The 20137-nt window shown below is 40.8% G+C and carries 20 protein-coding genes; 11 read left to right on the top strand and 9 right to left on the bottom strand.

Features of this window, described 5'->3' with window-relative positions:
* Positions 1-80: 80 nt before the first annotated feature.
* The 4 genes from ACP2AF_RS09460 to ACP2AF_RS09445 all read left to right on the top strand — a co-directional run bounded on the left by ACP2AF_RS09460 (position 81) and on the right by ACP2AF_RS09445 (position 4445).
* On the top strand, positions 81-1244 hold the full coding sequence (locus tag ACP2AF_RS09460; RefSeq protein ID WP_425235924.1) for a 5-(carboxyamino)imidazole ribonucleotide synthase: 1164 nt from the start codon (positions 81-83) through the stop codon (positions 1242-1244).
* Positions 1237-1728: a 5-(carboxyamino)imidazole ribonucleotide mutase gene (purE, locus tag ACP2AF_RS09455; protein ID WP_425235923.1), complete on the top strand. Its 492-nt coding sequence runs from the start codon at positions 1237-1239 to the stop codon at positions 1726-1728. The genes ACP2AF_RS09460 and purE overlap by 8 nt, the downstream gene beginning before the upstream one ends.
* A gap of 79 nt (positions 1729-1807) precedes the next feature.
* Positions 1808-3835 carry a M3 family metallopeptidase gene (locus ACP2AF_RS09450; protein WP_425235922.1) on the top strand — a complete coding sequence of 676 codons (2028 nt, stop codon included), beginning with the start codon at positions 1808-1810 and terminating at the stop codon, positions 3833-3835.
* An 88-nt stretch (positions 3836-3923) separates the two neighbouring features.
* Positions 3924-4445 (top strand): 5' nucleotidase, NT5C type, encoded by a 522-nt coding sequence (locus ACP2AF_RS09445; RefSeq protein ID WP_425235921.1) that lies wholly within the window; start codon positions 3924-3926, stop codon positions 4443-4445.
* Positions 4446-4456: 11 nt separating this feature from the next.
* Here the strand turns inward: ACP2AF_RS09445 and ACP2AF_RS09440 are convergent, their stop codons facing one another.
* Entirely contained in the window at positions 4457-4810 is a 354-nt protein-coding gene (locus tag ACP2AF_RS09440) for a rhodanese-like domain-containing protein (protein WP_425235920.1), read from the bottom strand.
* Positions 4811-4929: 119 nt separating this feature from the next.
* On the opposite strand from ACP2AF_RS09440, the gene ACP2AF_RS09435 reads away from it, so the two are divergent.
* The gene (locus ACP2AF_RS09435) at positions 4930-5484 is read left to right on the top strand and encodes a sigma-70 family RNA polymerase sigma factor (protein WP_425238024.1); all 555 of its coding nucleotides are present in this window, start codon (positions 4930-4932) and stop codon (positions 5482-5484) included.
* On the top strand, positions 5485-5715 hold the full coding sequence (locus ACP2AF_RS09430) for a hypothetical protein (RefSeq protein ID WP_425235919.1): 231 nt from the start codon (positions 5485-5487) through the stop codon (positions 5713-5715). It abuts the gene before it with no gap.
* On the opposite strand, the gene ACP2AF_RS09425 is transcribed toward ACP2AF_RS09430, so the two are convergent.
* Positions 5712-6164, bottom strand: a complete 453-nt coding sequence (locus tag ACP2AF_RS09425) for a hypothetical protein (RefSeq protein ID WP_425235918.1) — start codon at positions 6162-6164, stop codon at positions 5712-5714. The genes ACP2AF_RS09430 and ACP2AF_RS09425 overlap by 4 nt on opposite strands.
* Positions 6165-6665: 501 nt before the next feature.
* Between ACP2AF_RS09425 and gcvP the strand changes: the two genes are divergently transcribed.
* The 3 genes from gcvP (at position 6666) to ACP2AF_RS09410 (ending at position 11012) form a co-directional block, all read left to right on the top strand.
* Positions 6666-9518, top strand: coding sequence for an aminomethyl-transferring glycine dehydrogenase (gene gcvP / locus ACP2AF_RS09420; RefSeq protein WP_425235917.1), 2853 nt, complete (start codon positions 6666-6668; stop codon positions 9516-9518).
* A 76-nt stretch (positions 9519-9594) separates the two neighbouring features.
* Entirely contained in the window at positions 9595-10149 is a 555-nt protein-coding gene (locus tag ACP2AF_RS09415) for a methyltransferase (RefSeq protein WP_425238023.1), read from the top strand.
* Positions 10150-10154: 5 nt separating this feature from the next.
* Positions 10155-11012 carry a glycosyltransferase gene (locus tag ACP2AF_RS09410; RefSeq protein ID WP_425235916.1) on the top strand — a complete coding sequence of 286 codons (858 nt, stop codon included), beginning with the start codon at positions 10155-10157 and terminating at the stop codon, positions 11010-11012.
* 62 nt (positions 11013-11074) lie between these two features.
* On the opposite strand, the gene ACP2AF_RS09405 is transcribed toward ACP2AF_RS09410, so the two are convergent.
* From ACP2AF_RS09405 to ACP2AF_RS09375, 7 genes are all read right to left on the bottom strand, one after another.
* Positions 11075-11584, bottom strand: coding sequence for an OmpH family outer membrane protein (locus ACP2AF_RS09405; protein WP_425235915.1), 510 nt, complete (start codon positions 11582-11584; stop codon positions 11075-11077).
* A gap of 153 nt (positions 11585-11737) precedes the next feature.
* Complete coding sequence (locus ACP2AF_RS09400; RefSeq protein WP_425235914.1) at positions 11738-12580, bottom strand: OmpH family outer membrane protein; 843 nt, start codon at positions 12578-12580, stop codon at positions 11738-11740.
* A 91-nt stretch (positions 12581-12671) separates the two neighbouring features.
* A complete protein-coding gene (locus ACP2AF_RS09395; RefSeq protein WP_425235913.1) occupies positions 12672-15293 on the bottom strand; it encodes a BamA/OMP85 family outer membrane protein in 2622 nt (873 codons plus the stop codon).
* 4 nt (positions 15294-15297) lie between these two features.
* On the bottom strand, positions 15298-16038 hold the full coding sequence (locus ACP2AF_RS09390; RefSeq protein WP_425235912.1) for an isoprenyl transferase: 741 nt from the start codon (positions 16036-16038) through the stop codon (positions 15298-15300).
* 8 nt (positions 16039-16046) lie between these two features.
* A complete protein-coding gene (locus tag ACP2AF_RS09385; protein WP_425235911.1) occupies positions 16047-16748 on the bottom strand; it encodes a DUF6089 family protein in 702 nt (233 codons plus the stop codon).
* 108 nt (positions 16749-16856) lie between these two features.
* Positions 16857-17741, bottom strand: a complete 885-nt coding sequence (locus tag ACP2AF_RS09380; RefSeq protein WP_425235910.1) for an NAD kinase — start codon at positions 17739-17741, stop codon at positions 16857-16859.
* A gap of 163 nt (positions 17742-17904) precedes the next feature.
* Positions 17905-18561, bottom strand: coding sequence for a CBS domain-containing protein (locus ACP2AF_RS09375; RefSeq protein WP_425235909.1), 657 nt, complete (start codon positions 18559-18561; stop codon positions 17905-17907).
* Between the two features lie 88 nt (positions 18562-18649).
* Between ACP2AF_RS09375 and ACP2AF_RS09370 the strand changes: the two genes are divergently transcribed.
* Together ACP2AF_RS09370 and ACP2AF_RS09365 are read left to right on the top strand one after the other, a co-directional pair.
* Entirely contained in the window at positions 18650-19363 is a 714-nt protein-coding gene (locus tag ACP2AF_RS09370) for a pyridoxine 5'-phosphate synthase (protein WP_425235908.1), read from the top strand.
* A complete protein-coding gene (locus ACP2AF_RS09365; RefSeq protein ID WP_425235907.1) occupies positions 19363-20133 on the top strand; it encodes an alpha/beta fold hydrolase in 771 nt (256 codons plus the stop codon). The genes ACP2AF_RS09370 and ACP2AF_RS09365 overlap by 1 nt, the downstream gene beginning before the upstream one ends.
* Positions 20134-20137: the final 4 nt, after the last annotated feature.

The raw sequence follows: 20137 nt of genomic DNA, 5'->3' as shown, positions 1-20137 counted from the left end.
TTTTTGAGCTGAGCAACTTTTGTTTTGGAAATTCATTGTATTTTTGCATCGCCTCCCAAACACGGGCAAAACGGAATCCAATGAGCTATTTTTCTTCCAATTTTAAACTTGGTATTTTAGGTGGTGGTCAATTAGGGAAAATGTTGCTTTACGAAACCCGAAAATGGGACATTTATACTCGGGTAATGGATGCATCCAAAGTTGCCCCTTGCCGTATTGCCTGTAATGAATTTATCCTAGGAAATCTTATGGATTTTGATGATGTTTATTCATTTGGCAAGGAAGTGGATGTGCTTACCATTGAAATCGAAAATGTAAATGTTGATGCCCTGGAAAAACTGGAGGATGAAGGTATAAAGGTATATCCTCCTACCAAAGCCTTGCGTACCATACAAAATAAGGCCAAGCAAAAGCTTTTTTATGTAGATCATGGCATCCCAACGGCACCTTTCTCGCGCTTTGCCTATGCCAGTGAAATAAAGGATAGTTTGGAAAATGGCGGATTGGATTTTCCCTTTGTCTGGAAAAGTGCCCAATTCGGATATGATGGTCAAGGCGTTAAGATTGTTCGAAAAATTGAAGATTTAGAGGGATTGCCACCCGGCGAATGCATTGCCGAAGACATGATACCGTTTAAAAACGAATTGGCGGTCATTGTGGCCAGAAGCTTTAACGGGGAGCGTACCACCTATCCCGTAGTGGAGATGGAATTCCATCCCGAAGCCAATCAAGTAGAGTATGTTATCTGCCCGGCCCGTATTGATGCCAAAGTAGCCAAAAAAGCTCAAGAAGTTGCTTTAAAGGTCTCCGAGGAGATTCAGCATGTTGGATTATTGGCCGTTGAAATGTTCCAGACCCAAGAAGATGAAATCCTGGTAAACGAAGTGGCCCCAAGGCCCCATAACAGTGGGCATTATAGTATTGAGGCAAGTTATACCAATCAATTTGAGCAGCACATTAGAGCCATATTGGATCTGCCCTTGGGAAATACAAGAAGTAAGGTAGCGGGCATTATGGTCAACTTGGTAGGTGCAGAGGGCCATACCGGGGATGTAGCCTATGAAAATATGGAACAAGTTTTACAAATGGAAGGCGTAACCCCGCATATCTACGGAAAAAGGCAAACGCGCCCGTTTCGTAAAATGGGCCATGTTACCATAGTAAACGAGAATATTTCCAAGGCAAGGGAAATAGCACAGCGCGTAAAGGAAACGATAAACGTAATAAGCAAACAGAATGAGTAAAGTAGCCGTAGTAATGGGAAGTACCAGCGACCTCCCCGTTATGCAGGAAGCCATAGATATTTTAAAAGGATTTGATATTGAGGTGGATGTGGACATAGTATCCGCGCACCGTACACCCGAAAAACTGTTCGAGTTCAGTAAAAATGCCCATGAAAATGGTTATTCCGTTATCATCGCCGGTGCCGGAGGTGCGGCACATCTTCCCGGTATGGTGGCTTCCATGTCCCCATTACCGGTAATAGGCGTTCCTGTAAAGAGTAGCAATTCCATAGATGGATGGGATTCGGTACTCTCCATTTTGCAGATGCCCGGAGGCGTTCCTGTAGCCACCGTTGCCCTTAACGGGGCCAAAAATGCAGGTATCCTTGCAGCACAGATTATCGGTAGTTCGGACACATGCGTGCTGGACAAAATTGTACTCTATAAGGAGGGGTTGAAACAGAAAGTTATCGACGGAGCAAACGAAGTACGAACCAAAAAATAAAAATACTTACCCATTCTTGGTTGATGGATATTTATTCAAAATTGTATCCGTCGAACATCACCCTAAACTATCAACGCATATGAATCCCCTACTCAGTCCTTTTGACACGGCACCTTTTTCAAAAATCAAGGATGAACACTTTAAACCTGCCTTTCTTGAGGCCATGGAAGCTGCCCGTAAGGAAATTGATGCCATTACTGGTAATCCAAATGATCCAACCTTTGAAAACACTATTGAGGCGTTAGAATTTACCGGTCAGCATTTGGATAGGATTTCAAGTCTATTTTTTAATCTTAATTCTGCGGAGACCAATCCTGAAATCCAAAGGATAGCCCAGGAAATCTCTCCCTTGCTTTCGGAATTCAGCAATGATGTTACTCTAAATGAAGAGCTATTCAAAAGAGTCAAATCGATCTATGGGGAAAAGAATGCATTAAATTTATCTACGGAGCAGCAGACCTTATTGGAAAAAAAATACAAGAGTTTTAGCCGCAACGGGGCCAATCTTCCAGAAAACAAAAAGAAAAGGCTACGTGAAATTGATTCGGAATTGGCCAAACTTAAATTACAATTTGGGGAGAATGTCCTGGCCGAAACCAACAAATATGAGTTGCATCTTACCACCGAATCGGACCTGGATGGTTTACCTGAAGGTGAAAAAGAGGCTGCGGCCCAATTGGCCAAATCCAAAGATAAGGAAGGTTGGTTGGTTACCTTGGATTACCCTAGCTATATTCCTTTTATGAAGTATGCCAAAAACAGGGAACTGCGCAAGAAATTAACCTTGGCCTTTGGTAGTAAGGGCTTTCATAAAGATGAACTGGATAATCAGGCAAATGTTCTTAAGATAACCAAACTTCGACACGAAAGAGCCAATTTATTGGGCTACGAGACACATGCCCATTTTGTGTTGGAAGAGCGTATGGCCGAAACTCCCAAAAAGGTACATGCATTTTTGAATGAACTTCTGGAAAAGGCCAAACCAGCTGCTAAGCGGGAATTTAAACAGTTGGAAGATTTTGCCAAGGAACTTGATACTATAGACCGTTTACAAAAATGGGATGGCAGTTACTATTCCGAAAAATTGAAACAAAAGCTCTTTAACTTGGACGATGAGAAGTTGAAACCTTACTTTAAATTGGAAAACGTTATCACTGGAGTTTTTAAGGTTGCGGAAAAACTCTTCGGATTACGGTTTGAGGAAGTTTTTGATGTGGATACCTATCATGAGGAAGTAAAAACCTACAAGGTATTTGATTTAGGCAACAACTTCATCTCCCTTTTCTATGCCGATTTCCATCCTAGGAAAGGAAAACGCGGTGGTGCTTGGATGACCTCCTATAAATCGCAATACAAAAGGAACGGGGAAAATGTTCGACCACACGTTTCAAATGTCTGCAACTTTACACGTTCAACACCAAGCAAGCCTTCCCTATTGACCTTTACTGAAGTAACCACGTTATTCCATGAATTTGGGCATGGGTTGCATGGTATGTTGGCCAATACCACCTATCCAAGCCTTTCGGGCACTTCTGTATATTGGGATTTTGTGGAACTGCCCAGTCAAGTGATGGAAAACTGGTGCTATGAAAAAGAGGCCCTTGAACTATTCGCCACGCACTATGAATCTGGTGAGGTGATCCCTATGGAATTGGTTGAAAAAATAAAGGACTCCGCTACCTTCCAAGAAGGTATGGCCACACTCCGGCAATTGAGTTTTGGATTGTTAGATATGGCATGGCACGGAGGGGATCCTTCAAATATAACGGATATAAAAGTTCATGAAACTAAAGCCTTTACAGGCACCCAACTGTATCCGGATACTCCAGAAACCTGTATGAGCACGGCATTCTCCCACATTTTTCAGGGAGGGTATTCCTCAGGCTACTATAGCTATAAGTGGGCCGAAGTTTTGGATGCCGATGCTTTCGCCCTTTTTAAGGAAAAAGGAATTTTTGACAAGGAAGTGGCAAGGAAATTCAAGGAAAATATACTTTCCAAAGGGGGCACCGAAAAACCGATGATACTCTACAAAAGATTTCGTGGAAGTGAACCAAGGATAGAGGCGTTATTGGAAAGGGCCGGACTTTTGAATACTGTAGAGTAATTTTTTTTGGGTTAACTTATTGATAAGCCTTTTCCTGGATTCCCTTATTCTAATACTTTTTAACGAACTTCGCCCAAACTAATATAATATGGTCTTATTTGTAGACATGGACGAGGTACTTGCGGATACTTACGGTGCGCATATTGAACAGTATAACCTGGACTTTGGTGAAAATCTAACCATCGAATTCTGTTCCGGCTGGGAAGTATGGCAAAAAGTTCCTGAAAACAGGCAGGAAAGTATTCGTAAACATACAGCCCTAAAAGGTTTTTTTAGAAATCTTAAGGTTATTCCCGATAGCCAAAACGTTGTGAAGGAGCTATCCAAAAAATATGAGGTATACATTGCCTCCGCTGCCATGGAATTTCCAAATTCGCTTGAGGAAAAATCGGAATGGTTGGATGAACATTTCCCTTTTATACCCTGGCAGCAACGTATTCTATGCGGTCACAAGCATATTTTAAAGGGTGATATTTTAATTGACGATCGCACCCGAAATCTGGAGACCTTTCAAGGCAGGGGCATTATGTTCAGCTCCCCACATAACATCCACACCAATGGTTTTGAGAGGGCCAAGGACTGGAAGGAAGTAGGCAAAAAATTATTGTAGCCTTTGAAGTTTCAATTATTGTGGTTCCAAACATCATAGCCACCTATTAAATTAACCACATTCCTGTAGCCAAGGGAATCGAGTAGTTGTTGGGCCTTGGCACTCCTACCCCCCTTTTTGCAGTACAGATACATCTTTCTGTCTTTAGGTATGGTATCGAAATGTTTTTGAAACCCAGTATCGAACCAGTTGATGTTCAAAGCATTCTCTAGATGCCCCATTCCAAATTCATTGGGAGTGCGTACATCGATCAATATCCCGTCTTTGATATCCTTTTGTGAAAACTCTGTGATAGGTTTTGACTTTATTTGGCCATGGCCAAAATTGAAGCCCAAGAAAACCAAAATTATAGGTAAAAACTTCATTGAATTCAATTTAAAAATCAAAAATAAGCATTATGGCAGCTAGAAAATATAGTGAACAAAATGAAAATATGCGGTTAATTAAATCAAATTCATCTATTTTTGGTATTGACAAGGCATCTATGACAATGCAACAACTTCATCCGGAAACGTGGGTAGACTCTTATGCGGATTACCTTTTTAACTATGCCGTGGCACGAGTGAACGATTCGGAAATAGCCAAGGATTTGGTTCAGGAAACATTTTTTGCCGGATTGAATTCAGCTAAGAATTACAAAGGAGATGCTGCCGAGCGTACTTGGCTTATCGCCATTTTAAAACGAAAAGTAATTGATTATTACAGAAAAATCAATTCAAAAAAAGGTAAGGCGGAAGTACGTATGAGCTATAGTGCGGGAAGCGAATCGGAGGGCGACTGGATGGAAGAGCAGGTTGCGGACCCGTTCAGCAACTTTGAAAACGATGCTATTGAAAACGAGGAATTGGGATTGGCCATACAAGATTGTATCTCCAAACTGCCCAAGAAGCAATCTTTGGTATTCACCATGAAAACCATACGTGGAATGAGTACTGAAGATATTTGTAATGAACTTGGTATAAACCCGTCTAACTTGTGGGTGATGATCCATAGGGCCAGAACGTCCTTGATGGGCTGCCTTAATCAAAATTGGTTTTAAATGATGATATCCTGCGAGAAAGCGGCGTTGATATGTAATAAGACACAATATAGGGAAGCAACCTTTATGGAAAAGATAAAGTTGAAGATGCACTTGTTCATGTGCAAGACATGTTCGGCTTTTACCAAAAAGAATACAGAGCTGACCGCTTTGTGCGAAAAAGCAAATCTACATAGCCTCTCTGAAGGAGAAAAAATAAAAATGAAGCAACAATTGGAACAGAAAATCTAATTTTTCCCTCCTATGAATGCCCAAATTAATATCCACCAGAAGATGGGCATAGCTTCCACCCAAAATGCTGAAAAATACTTATTCTGATTCTTCTTTGTTATCAACAAAATACTTCCTATCCCCAAAGACAAAATTGTTTTAGATAAAATTTCAGGCTGTGTTATTTCATCCTTTAAGAGAGTTAGGAAGAAGAAGAGGAAAATTAGCAGTATCCCTAAAATTTTGGTCTTCGCTATGCCGTAACGGCGAGGGAACGTTTTCAGTTCCGGTGGGTCATATTTCATATCCCGAATCTCAAAGGGCAATATTAAGATAAGTACCAGTATTAAGCGTTGTATCGTTTCTATCCAAACATCCCATGAAAGAGCGGAACCAGCTGCCCATACTGGTAATACTACGGTAGTACCTGCCCAAACAAGAGCAACTGGAACCATTTTAAAGCCTGCCAAACTTCTTAAATTCCGGGTTCCGGGCAAGACAGGGAGCGCATATAGTCCAGTGAACAATCCTAATATCCCCAATATAAGGATGGTTTCCCATTCAAGAAAAAACAGATGGTATATGGCAATTCCCAAGCAAACAAAACTGAAAAACCGGATGTATCCATGGTATTGGTTGCCTAGCCGTAAATATTTCTTTATTTCTACCCCATATTTAATGAAGTTATAGCAGGCAATACTGCAAAAGAATATGAAGGAAAACAGGTTCTTATCCGATGGAATATTTAAAATTGAGGAAGTAACACAAACCAAAGAAAGAATGGCCAACGCTACATGGATGCTTGCATCAAGATAAAAATTAAAAATACGGCCCAAGAGCTTCATCGAACAAAAGTAGCCAAACTGTTCATAAACCACTTTTTTCGTTAAAAACTTTACCTCTCCACACATCTCGTTTTGTCCATTTTCAGGGAATTTATCCCTAATTTTGTGAAGCTTTTGTTGAAAATTATGAGGACAGATTTGTTTGCTTTACGCCATATTGGGATTCGAGAAGAAGACCTCGCCCATATGTTGAAGATTATTGAGGCAGAAAACTTGGAACAACTTGTCTATGAGACAATTCCGGATGAAATTCGGCTTAAGGAACCTTTAAGGTTAGATAATCCGATGAGCGAGCACAAATTCCTGGCCCATTTAAAGGAGCTGTCAAAAAAAAACCTTGTTTTTCGCTCATATATAGGTTTAGGATATCATGAAAGCCTAACACCTTCCGTCATAAAGCGGAATATCCTGGAAAATCCGGGATGGTACACGGCCTACACCCCTTATCAGGCCGAAATTGCCCAAGGTCGCTTGGAAGCATTACTTAATTTTCAGACCATGGTTTGTGACCTTACAGGTATGGAAATTGCCAATGCATCTCTATTGGACGAAAGTACCGCCGCGGCTGAGGCCATGACCATGTTATTTGCCGTAAGAAACCGTGAGCAAAAAAAGAACAATGTCAACAAATTTTTTGTTTCCCAAGACGTCTTGCCACAGACATTATCGCTTTTAAAAACCCGTTCAACACCCTTGGGGATTGAGCTCGTTGTTGGTAATCACAAGGAGTTTGGTTTTGGGAACGATTTTTACGGAGTCCTTTTGCAATATCCCGGTAAATACGGTCAGATTCATACGTATTCGGATTTTATCTCCAATGCAACAAAAAACAACATTAAAGTTTCAGTGGCGGCCGATATTCTAAGTCTGGTTTTGTTGACCCCTCCCGGAGAACTTGGTGCGGATATCGTTGTGGGTACCACCCAACGTTTTGGTATTCCATTGGGATATGGCGGGCCCCATGCCGCTTATTTTGCCACCAAGGAAGAATACAAAAGACATATCCCTGGCCGCATAATTGGCGTTACCAAGGATACGGATGGAAAACCCGCTTTGCGTATGGCACTGCAAACTAGGGAACAGCACATAAAAAGAGATAAGGCTACCTCCAATATTTGTACCGCTCAAGTACTTTTGGCAGTTATGGCCGGCATGTATGCTGTATATCATGGCCCCAAAGGATTAAAATATATTGCTGAAAAAGTTCACCGTACCGCGGTTACATTGGCTGAAAGCCTTGAAAAAATGGGATTATATCAATTAAATACCTCCTTTTTTGATACCATTGCGGTTAAATGTGAAACGAGTAGACTTAGACCAATTGCCGAAGAACATGAAATTAACTTCCTCTATATAGATGCCGATACCGTTTCCATTTCGGTAAACGAAGCCACTTCACTTAATGACTTGAACCAAATTCTCAAGGTTTTTTCCAAAGCTTTTGGAAAAAAATGGATGGATCCTATCAAGACACTATCGGATCGATTGGCCATTTTGGAGGATGTTGCACGAATTTCCCCCTTCCTGGAAAACCCTGTATTCAGCTCCTACCATTCGGAGACTGAATTGATGCGTTATATCAAAAAGTTGGAGCGTAAGGACCTATCTTTAAACCATTCTATGATTTCCTTGGGATCTTGCACTATGAAGCTCAATGCAGCTTCGGAAATGCTACCCATAAGTTGGACAAATTGGGGCAACATACATCCTTTTGTACCTGTAGACCAAGCTGAGGGTTATCAAATTGTTCTAAGAGAGTTGGAAAAGGACCTTACGGAAATCACAGGTTTGGCCGGGACTTCGTTACAGCCCAATTCAGGAGCCCAAGGCGAATACACGGGCTTAATGGTAATCCGGGCCTATCACGAATCCAGGGGTGAGGGGCACCGCAATATTTGCATTATCCCAGCATCGGCACACGGTACCAACCCAGCTTCAGCGGTAATGGCCGGGATGCAAGTGGTAGTGACCAAAACAGATGAAAAAGGAAATATAGATGTGGGCGACTTGGAGGAAAAAGTGACAAAGTATTCTGATAATTTGGCCGCTCTAATGGTCACTTACCCCTCCACCCATGGGGTTTTTGAATCCTCAATAAAGCATATCACCAAACTTATCCATGACCATAGTGGACAGGTTTATATGGATGGTGCGAACATGAATGCCCAAGTTGGACTTACCAATCCAGCATCCATTGGAGCGGATGTTTGCCATCTTAATCTGCACAAGACTTTTGCCATTCCTCACGGAGGAGGTGGGCCCGGGGTTGGGCCCATATGCGTTGCGGAGCAATTGGTGCCTTTTCTGCCCGGAAATCCGATAATCAATACTGGTGGAGAAAAAGCTATTTCAGCTATCTCGGCGGCGCCTTGGGGAAGCTCACTTGCCTGTTTGATATCCTATGGGTACATCAAGATGTTAGGAGAGCAAGGATTGAAATATTCTACCAAAATCGCAATCCTCAATGCCAATTACATCAAACATCGTCTTTCCGGAAAGTATAACGTGCTATACAGTGGAGAAAATGGTAGGGCCGCACATGAAATGATTATTGATTGTAGACCTTTTAAACAAAATGGCATCGAGGTCGTGGATATTGCCAAACGGCTTATGGACTATGGCTTTCATGCCCCTACGGTTTCCTTCCCTGTTGCAGGAACGGTAATGATCGAACCTACGGAAAGTGAGAGTCTAGGCGAATTAGATCGGTTTTGTGATGCTATGTTATCAATCCGAGAGGAAATTGACGTCTCAGATGTGAACAAGCCCAATAATGTATTGAAAAATGCTCCCCACACCCTGTCAATGGTTACCAATGATGATTGGGATTACCCCTACAGTAGGCAGAAAGCAGCGTTCCCCCTACCCTATATTTCAGAAAATAAGTTCTGGCCATCCGTCAGAAGGGTAGATGATGCCTTTGGTGACCGCAATCTGATTTGTACCTGTACGCCGATAGAGGCCTATGCCGAAGCATAAAACCATAATACTATCTAATCAATCAGTTATAAAGCCTATATTGAAGTCGCATTAAACCTGTGACACCTTTTAAATGATGTACGAACAAAGCTATCCAAGCAAGCGATTTGAGCATACGCTGGAGTTTCTTCAAAAACACGTTTCCCCTGAGGAAACCATTTTAGATCTTGGGGTAGAAAATCCTTTTTCCGAAATTATGTTGAAGCAAGGATACACCGTAAAGAATACAATGGGGGAGGATTTGGATGTTGATTTTTCCATAGTTCAAAATACGACAACGGATGTGGTGACGGCTTTCGAAATCTTTGAACATTTGGTGGCTCCATTTAACGTGCTAAGAAAAGTAAGATCCAATAAACTGGTTGCCAGCATCCCCTTGCGATTATGGTTTTCACCGGCCTACCAAAATAAATCCGATCCCTGGGATAGGCATTATCATGAATTTGAGGATTGGCAGTTTAATTGGTTACTGGAAAAATCGGGTTGGGAAATCAAGGACACGGCCAAATGGACGAACCCTGTAAACAAGTTAGGTATACGTCCCTTACTAAGAAGTTTTACCCCACGGTACTATATTGTCTATGCAGTACGAAAAAATAAGGATTCTGAATTTAGCACTCAGAATCAGTAGCAATCATGGACTATTACATAATAATACCTGCCCACAACGAAGAATCCTTTTTGGCAGATACACTGAATTCCATTCAGCAACAGAGCCTACCTCCAAAAAAAGTTGTTGTAGTCAATGATAATTCAACCGATGGCACGGAATCCATTATCGACGATTTTATAAAAGGTAGTTCCCTTTTTGAAAAACTCAATAGTACATCATCCACCGATCACTTGCCGGGTCGAAAGGTAATCAATGCTTTCAATAAAGGCTTGGAAACACTTGATGGAACTTACGATTTTTTGGTCAAACTTGATGCTGATATTATCTTGCCCAAGACCTATTTTGAAAAGATAGCGGAAATATTCAAAACGCAACCCGAAGTTGGAATAGCCGGGGGATTTGCCTATGAAAAAGATAGTAATGGAGCATGGAAATTGAACCATCCCATGAACAAAGACCATGTAAGAGGTGCTTTCAAAGCTTATTCCAAAGCATGTTTTATAGCAATAAAGGGCCTTAGAAATGCAATAGGTTGGGATACCGTGGATGAGCTTTTGGCCCAATATCACGGTTTTAAGATTTTTACCGAAGAAACTCTTAAGGTCAAACATTTGCGCCCTACAGGAAAGGCTTACAACAAGAAAGCAAGATTATTGCAAGGAGAAGCAATGTATACCATGGGGTATGGAATTATACTTAGTAGTATAGCCTCCTTGAAAATGGCTTTGAAACAACAAAATCCAAACGTCTTTTTTCATAACCTGAGAGGCTTTTTTAAAGCCAAGAAAAACAAAAAACCCCATCTAATATCCGAAACAGAGGCGAAGTTTATTAGAAGGTTAAGATGGAAAAATGTCGGGAACAAATTCTTAAGGAAGTAAAACGAAAAAACCGCAAAGTAATCCTTTGCGGTTTTGTTGCTATAAGCAAAAATCGTTCTTTCTTAAATTCCCAATTCTGCCTTTACTGCCGGCAAAAGATCTTCACCTTTTGATACTATTAGCGGGCCACCCGCCTGGGCATCAATAACGTAGTCAAAGCCTTGGGCCGCCGATACTTTTTCAATAGCTGCCTTGGCTTTTTCCATAATAGGCTGAAGAAGCTCCGCTTGTTTTTTCCCTAATTCCTGTCGTGCCGCCTGTTCCGCGTCTACTATGCTCTTTTGAAAACCCTGTAACTCTATGGCTCTCTTCTCATTTTCCTCCCTGGTCTTGGAAGCAGCTTCATTTTCATATTGGGTAGATTTGTTTTTCAATTCCGTCATGGAACTTTCAATATCTGCGCTATATGTTTCCTGTAGCTTCTTAAGTTCGGCTTCGGCAGCTTTCATCTCGGGCATGGCAGACAATAACTGGGTCACATCAATATGTGCAACCTTGCTTTGTGCATTTACAAAACTGCTCGCGGCTATAAATAAAACTAGTGCTACAGCTATCCTTCTTACTTGTTTCATGAGTTAAATTTTAATTGTTTTTAATGGTCTCACGGAACCTTCGTTCATCAAATAAATCTTTTTCAAAAATAATTATTTGTTTGATTTGGTCAATTCCCTGATCCTAATTCTAATTTTTGAGTGTTAATTATGGTTAAAAACTTTTATTTCATCTTAGTTAGTGGAATCATTTTCTTCTTCCGCCTCAGTTTCTTGTTTTTTTCGGGCTTCTTGTTTGGCTTTTCGTTTTGCCTCACGTTCCTCCAAAAGCTTTTTTCTTCTCGCTTCGTAAGCTTTTTTACGTTCTTCCCTTAATTTTAACTGCTCCGCTCTTCTTTCATCTGCGGTCTTCGCCCTCGCTTCTGCGGCCTGTTCCGCTTTTTCTTTCCGTTCCTTAAGCGCGTCGCTTATTTCTTCTTCCGCCGGTTCTCCTTCGAAATCTTGAAGTCGGTTTCTAGTCTCTGCTTTCTTCTTAGGCTTACTTATTTTTCGGGTCCTTGCAATACCCCTTAAAATCAAATCGCTAATATCGTGCCTTTTTTCGGAGTACAACATTACAACATCTGCCGATTTATCAAAAATAAAATCATACCTTTTGTTGGCCCCAATTTTTTGCACCTCGTTAAATACCTGATCTTGTATGGGCTGGATAAGCTGGCGTTTTTGCAAAACAAGATCGCCTTGCGGACCAAATCGGTCTTGTTGATACTCCAACATTTCCTTCTCCAAAATCTGTATTTCCTCCTCACGTTCTGCAATGAGTTCATCGGTCAATAATACCTTTTCAGCCATCAAATCTTTTTTCATTTGATCGACCGAGCTTTGCTTTTGCTCAATTTCCACTTTCCATTTTTGGACCTTGGACTCTAATTGTTCACTAGCTTCCCTGTATTCCTCAACATTTTCCAAGATGTATTCCATATCCACATACGCGATGCGAACTCCTCGCTGGGCATGGGAATACCATGAAAACAGCACAATTGACAAGATTAAAAGAACATTTGATTTTTGCTTCATTATATTTTCGTTTTATCCAATAGAAAATATCATGCCAAAATTACTAAATCTTTTAAAATGAAAGGATTAGCTATGGTCACGATTTCTAAATCTAAAACTGTTGGCCAATGATGAAGTGCGTTTGCCATCCGCTTGGGCCTGCTTGGGGGCTGACATTATCTGGATCAAACCCATACCCAAAATCAATACCCAATAGACCGAATGCCGGCATAAAAATCCGAAGCCCCGCCCCGACCGATCGTTTTAACTCAAACGGATTAAATTCCTGAAAATTGTTGAAAGCGTTCCCTGCTTCTAAAAAAGTTAGGGCAAAAATAGATGCGGAAGGTTTTAGGGTGAGCGGATATCTTAGTTCTAGAGAGAATTTGTTATATACCAATCCACCCTCCTGTCTTCCCGTTGTAGGGTTTATGGGAGTCAATGATTGGTTCTCATATCCCCTTAATTGTATAATGTCCCTTCCGTCCAAGGTAAAATTCCCCAGACCATCACCTCCCACGAAAAAACGTTCAAAAGGCACGTCTCCTATATCGGTATTATAACTGCCTAAAAAGCCGAATTCTGCATTGGATCGCAATACCAAGGTTTTGTCGGCACTGCCGACTAATGTGGTATACCAATCTCCCTTAAACTTGATTTTGTAATACTCCAACCACTTAAAACGTTCTTCTTCCAGTGCTTCTCGTCTTTCATTTAGGGTTATGGCCTCAGGATCATTGGGATCTAACTGACTAATTTCTTCCAAAATTTCCTCGCTTTCATCCCTAATAGCCTTAAAATCCTTGTTGCTAAAAAGTGAATAGGGCGGGGTGAGCTTTGCGGTAATCTCAAAATTGGATCCTCCACGTGGAAATATGCGTCCTCCCGAAGTCGCATTTCTTGATATCCCCAAGGTGTATGTAAATGAATTAGATGATCCGTTACCGAAGCTAAACAATCCGATATTATAATTGTTGAAATCGTAAAGTTGATATCCCAAGGAGTGGGAGATAGTGAAATAATCATCCGGCCATTGTACCCTTTTGGCAAGTCCGGCCGAAACACCGGTAATGGCAAAACCTCGGCTTTTATCCACATCTATTCTTCCCCTACTATCAAAACTGGTCCCGAACTGCTGTGTCCTGGATAGGGAAAGATTAAAACGTACAGGTTTCTTGCCTCCCAACCAAGGTTCCGAAAAGTTAAGGCTATATACCCTAAAAGTCCTACTGGCCTGGACTCTGACTGCAAAAGTCTGCCCATCTCCCATAGGAACCGGTTTATAGGCTTCCCCTTTAAGCAAATTCTTTATCGAAAAATTACTGAAAGAAAGGCCCAAGGTACCGATAAAACCTCCTCCTCCATAACCGCCTTGCAATTCTATTTGACTGGAACCGGATTCTACCAAACTATAGGCAATATCCACTGTACCCTCATTGGGATTAGGATTCTGTATATCCGGTTTTATCTGTTCGGCATCAAAATAGCCGAGCTGTCCCAATTCCCGTATACTTCTAATGATATCCGATTTATTGTATTTCTGTCCAGGTCGTGTACGGAGCTCCCGAAAGATAACATGGTCATTGGTCTTGTCATTTCCGGTAACCGTAATATGATCCAAGAATGTTTCTTTGCCCTCTATAATTCTAATTTCAAAATTTATAGTATCATTCTGGGCAGAGACCTCAACGGGGTTAATACTGGAAAAAAGATAACCATTGTTCTGATATAGACTGCTCAAATCTTGCGCATCTGGTTTGGAATCGTCCGCAATCCGCTCCCTGAGTAATACACCATTGTAGGTAGCTCCTTTTTTGATACCGAGTACTTGGCCCAACTGTCTATCGGTATACACGCTATTTCCAACAAAATCAATATCGCCAAAATAGTATTTGTCCCCTTCCTCTACCGCAATCTTAATATTGATATTATTCTCGTCTATTTTTATAATGGAATCTGAAAGCACCCGAGCGTCCCTATACCCATTCTCGGCATATTTATCCACTAAAAGGGAAAGGTCATTTTCATAGTCATCTTCTATAAACTTGGATTTTTTCCAGAAACGACCTAATCTCTTTTCCTTGGTCTTCTTAAAGGCTTTTCGCAATTTCTTGCCTTTGAGCTTTTCATTTCCTTCAAAAATGATATCCTTAATCTTAACCTTATCACCTTTATTTACGTTGATGACCATCTTTTGCGCATTGGTTTCCGAGGTGTCGTTAACCGTTATTATGGAAACCCGTGCATTTAGAAATCCTTGTTTTTTATATTTGTTTTGAAGGTAATTCTTGGTATTTGCGATTAAGCTTTCGGTAATCTTTTTACCCTTTTTAAGATCAGTATCCTTTACAATGTCGTCTACCTTCCTTTTTTTAATACCATTTATGGTAACTTTAGACAAAGTAGGGCGCTCTATAATATTAAGTTCCAAAAAAACTTCGTCTCCCTCTACTTTGGTAATATAAAAATCTATGTCACTGAAAAGCTCCAGCCCCCAAAGTTTTTTTATTACCCCGCTTATTTGCTCACCGGGAACGGTGATGGGCTGTCCTACCCTAAGACCGGTATACGTCTTAACGGTCTGCTCGTTATAACTCTGCAATCCGGTAACCTCCAAACCACCAAGAATATATTTTTTCCCCTCCTCGTATGAGGTTACTTGGGCGAAGGTGAATGTGGTGATGAAGAGTAAAAGGAAAGTAATCAGTGGTTCAAGAGATATGAACCTTTTCATATCGCTAGTTGAGTTGTTCGCTAGTTTTTCCAAATCGTCGTTCTCTGTTCTGGTAATTACGGATGGCCTCTACCAAATGTTTCTCACTAAAATCGGGCCAAAATACGTCAATAAAATATAATTCCGCATACGCTATCTGCCAAAGCAAAAAATTGCTGATCCTATGTTCCCCACTGGTACGGATCAACAAGTCTACATCTGGTAAATCGTGCGTGTAAAGATGGCTATTTATAATGGTTTCATCAATATTTTCAGGAGAAATTATATTATTTTTAACTTTGGTACTTATCCGCTGTACAGCATTTTTCAATTCTTCGCGAGCACCGTAGCTAAGGGCCAAAGTAAGGGTCATCCCAGTATGGTGATCTGTTTTTTGCATAACCTCCAATAACTCTTGCCGGGCTTTTTTTGGCAATGAACCAATATCGCCAATGGTGTTTAACCTAACATTGTTTTCCTTAAAGGTTCTGAGTTCTTTTTTTAAGGAAGAGACCAAAAGTTTCATCAAGGTATCCACTTCCAATTTTGGGCGTTTCCAATTTTCTGTAGAAAATGTATAGAGTGTTAGGAATTGTATTCCTATTTTGACACAGTCTTCCACTGTATTCCGAACCGTACGTACCCCGTTCTCATGACCAAAGACCCTTAGTCTTCCTCTTTCTTTTGCCCATCTCCCATTACCGTCCATGATAATAGCGAGGTGTTTCGGGAGGTTCTCACGATTGATGTCTTGCAAAGTGCCCATATGCAAAGTTACTCAAAACAATCGGAGCACGGTTTTCTACCAAAGGTATAAGTTAAGGTTACTCCCGAAAATACGTACCAATCATCGCTTAGAATATTTCCGAACTCGGGCCCTGGATTAATCTGTTGCATTACATTGGATTTTTCAGGATTGCTTCCATCAAGATTATCTGTAAAGGTGTATCTGGCACCTATCTCTGCCCCAAGTATCAAAAATTGGTTGAGCCTTAATTTGGCACCAACTGTCATTGGAATAGCAAAAGACCCATCCCTCTGATTGGCGTTTATAAATTGACCGGCGTCGAAATAATTATAGTCATACCGAAAGTAGGTTAATCCAGTATATAAATATGGAGTAAATGCCGGACCTAGTTTATGAAGGTTGTATTCTACAAAATTAAATTCCAATCCTGCAGAAGCTTCCAAAATGGAATTATCCATGACAAAACCTCTTTGCTGTCTTGCGGAGCTATTGGATTTGGAGTCGTCAGCGGTGAACTTTCCATAGATAACACTTGCCCGCCAAGCATATCTTTTACTCTTGTTCCATTTGAACAGTCCTCCAACAGCTATATCGGACGGCAGAATATAGTTGGTCCTTCCCACGTCCCCAATAACATTGGCCCCTCCAAAAAATCCTCCTATTTCGTAGGTTTGGGCGCCCAACTTAAAACTGATCAAGACAAGAATTACGATAATGCATCGCCTCATAAATTCCAAAAGTTTGCGAATATAAAAATTTTAACCTACTCCATTGGTTATATTCCCGTTCTCTCTTGATAAACAGCTTTTAGTTGTATTTATTGTTCCAAGGAAGTGTCAATTACGCCGATCTTCTCCCCATAATAGTTTATTCCTAAGAGTTTTTAAGAAACTCTCAGAAGTGTATTCTATCATCTTTACGACAAAATCAGCTTTTTCAACAGTTATTTCCGTTCCATTTTCTACGGATGCTATTCTGGAATCCAAGGATATCAAATGATGCTCTTCCCTACCGGAAACCTTTAGGCGTATAACCGTTTCATCCGAAATTACCAAAGGTCTGGCATTAAGGTTATGCGGCGCTATGGGAGTTAGGACTAAAGATTTTGCCGTAGGAATAATAACCGGCCCGCCGCAACTCAAAGAGTAACCCGTAGATCCTGTAGGAGTAGAAACAATGAGCCCGTCCGCCCAATATGACGTTAAATATTCGCCATCCAAATATGTCTCAATGGTAATCATGGATGTGGTATCCTTTCTGCTTACCGTCACCTCGTTAAGTGCAAAATCCAAGTCTTTAAATTCGGGGATACTGGAATTGGAGCTTACCTTAACCAGACTTCGTTCCACAACATGATAGTCCCCTTTTACAAATTCTTGGACCACTTTTCTTACATCTTCTTTTTTAAAAGTGGATAAAAAACCCAAACGACCTGTATTGACCCCAACAATCGGGATACCCAAATCCCTAACATAAGTGGTGGCCCTTAAGATACTCCCATCTCCCCCAAAGCTCACGAACATATCAAATGAACTGTCCAATCCCTCGGAAGCGGTAAAGGTTGGGAAATCCCTTGTATTAGGTTGATTCTGGGATAGAAAGGCTTGGAAATTTTTCTCAATGCATATCTCGGCAGATACAAATCGGAGTTCTTCTAACAGTTCTTCAACGAAATCCGAAGTTGTTTCTTGATACGTTTGACCATATATAGCAACTTTCATTGAACTTGGCTTTGGAAATTGAAAAAGTCAGCAACGGTTTTCATTGAAATTATTGAGGAAACATCTATTTCTTGCTGCCATTTAGGCAGATATAAATTTAGCAATCCTATCGTTATAATCTAACACACAGGGTGAAGAAACCAGAAAAAGCCCCTCTGTACGGTCAAACATTTAAATACTTATCCAAATAATCCGAGCGCTGCTTCAAATCCTCCAAAAACTGGTCATCCTTGCTACCGAACAAGATGTTGTAGTTGTATCTCCTAAAGGTCTGAAATACTTCATTTAAGCTAGATGTGCTTATCTTCAGGGTAATTTGCACCACATCGTTCCGCATATCCGTAATGAACGCACCAATAATCTTGGCATTGTTGCTTTCTATGATTTGGGCAATCTCGCTAAAGGAATAATCCTTTGTACCCTTGGCGACCACCACAATGTCACCCGGCTCGGTAAAAAAGGGTGTATCTATGAATGCTCCCACTATTTCAGTGAGGTCATAATATCCAATTACCTCCTCATTGTCATCCAATACGGCTAAAAGATTGGCCTCGTTACGAGCAAATGTTTCAAGAACATCCAACCAATTACTATCTTTTCGTACAAAAAAGGCTTCTAAATTATATCTGTAGTCCTCAATTTTTTTATCGGTATTGTAAGTATCCAAATCGTTCTCACCCAATGTTCCCAAAAAACTACCATTTTCTGATATAGCTACGTGCGAAAAGATACTCCCTTCAAAAAAGAGAACAGCCTTTTCCAACGATTCGCCAATATCAAAAACCGGTAAGTCCGTAAGGATGTGCGTTTGAATCTGCATAACTTTAAATATAGCGCAAAATAACAATTAAAAACATCAAAAGGTATGCCTAATTTGTATTTTTGCGACATATTAATGAATAAATCAGATGACCAAACTTAGCGTTAATGTAAACAAGATAGCCACATTACGAAATTCTAGAGGAGGAAATGTTCCCGACCTCCTCAAAATGGTTAGGGATATCGAGGAATTTGGATCTCAGGGAATTACTATACATCCAAGACCAGATGAAAGACATATACGTTACCAGGATGCAAGGGACCTAAAGAAAATAGTAACTACTGAGTTGAACATAGAGGGCAACCCCATTCCAAAATTTATTGATTTGGTCCTTGAAGTAAAACCGACCCAGGTAACCCTAGTACCCGATTCAGTGGATGCCATAACCTCTAATGCCGGGTGGGATACGATTAAAAACAGGAATTTTCTAAAAGAGGTAATATCCACTTTTAGCAAAAATGGCATACGAACCTCAATTTTTGTAGATCCGGATTACCAAATGGTAGATGGTGCAGCAGAAACTGGTGCAGACCGTATTGAACTTTACACGGAAAGTTATGCCAAATCATATACAACTACAAGGAAAGATGCAATAGAACCCTTTATACATGCAGCGGATTTGGCGCACAAATTGGGACTAGGCATTAATGCCGGGCATGATCTTAGTTTGGAGAACATAGCATATTTTAAGAACAATATAAGGCATTTACTGGAGGTCTCCATTGGTCATGCTTTGATTTGTGAGTCGCTATACCTCGGGTTGGAAAATGTAGTACGAATGTATTTGAACAAATTGAAGTAATGCAGGAACTGCACTCCAAAATCCTGGGAAACGGAAAACCATTGATTATTCTCCATGGCTTTTTGGGAATGTCGGACAATTGGAAAACCTTGGGAAGCCAATATGTAGAAAAGGGCTTTGAGGTGCACTTAATTGATCAGCGTAACCATGGAAGGAGTTTTTGGTCGGAGGATTTCAATTACGATCTTTTGGCCCATGATGTGCACAACTACACTTTACGGCACGAATTGGAAAAAGGCTATCTTATGGGACATTCCATGGGGGGTAAGACAGCAATGCAGTTTGCTTGCACATATCCCGGATGGGTGAACAAATTAATCGTCGCCGATATTGCTCCGAAATACTATCCACCACATCACCAACCTATTTTGGATGCACTCAACGGCTTGGATCTGGATGTATTGGATACCCGGGGAAAGGTAGATCAGGAACTTTCCAAATCAATTTCAGAAATAGGGACCAGACAGTTTTTATTAAAAAACCTGTACTGGAGAGAAAAAGGAATTTTACGATTCCGGTTTAACCTGAAGGTCTTGAGCCACAAAATGGAAGAAATTGGGGACAACATTGGCTCCTCTGAGAAATTTGAGGGAGCCACTCTTTTTCTACGTGGAGGCAGGTCCGAATATATATCTCCAAATGATATCCTGGAAATTAAGAAACACTTTCCCATTGCGCAATTGGATACCATTAAAAACACAGGACATTGGCTACACGCGGAAAACCCGAAGGAGTTTTTTGAAAAATCCCTTTCGTTTCTAAATCGATAAAAAA

Source organism: Ulvibacterium sp., assembly GCF_965248315.1.
GTDB lineage: Bacteria > Bacteroidota > Bacteroidia > Flavobacteriales > Flavobacteriaceae > Ulvibacterium.
Note: the sequence above shows the minus strand (reverse complement) of the source record. Positions and strands in the feature narration are given on the sequence as shown.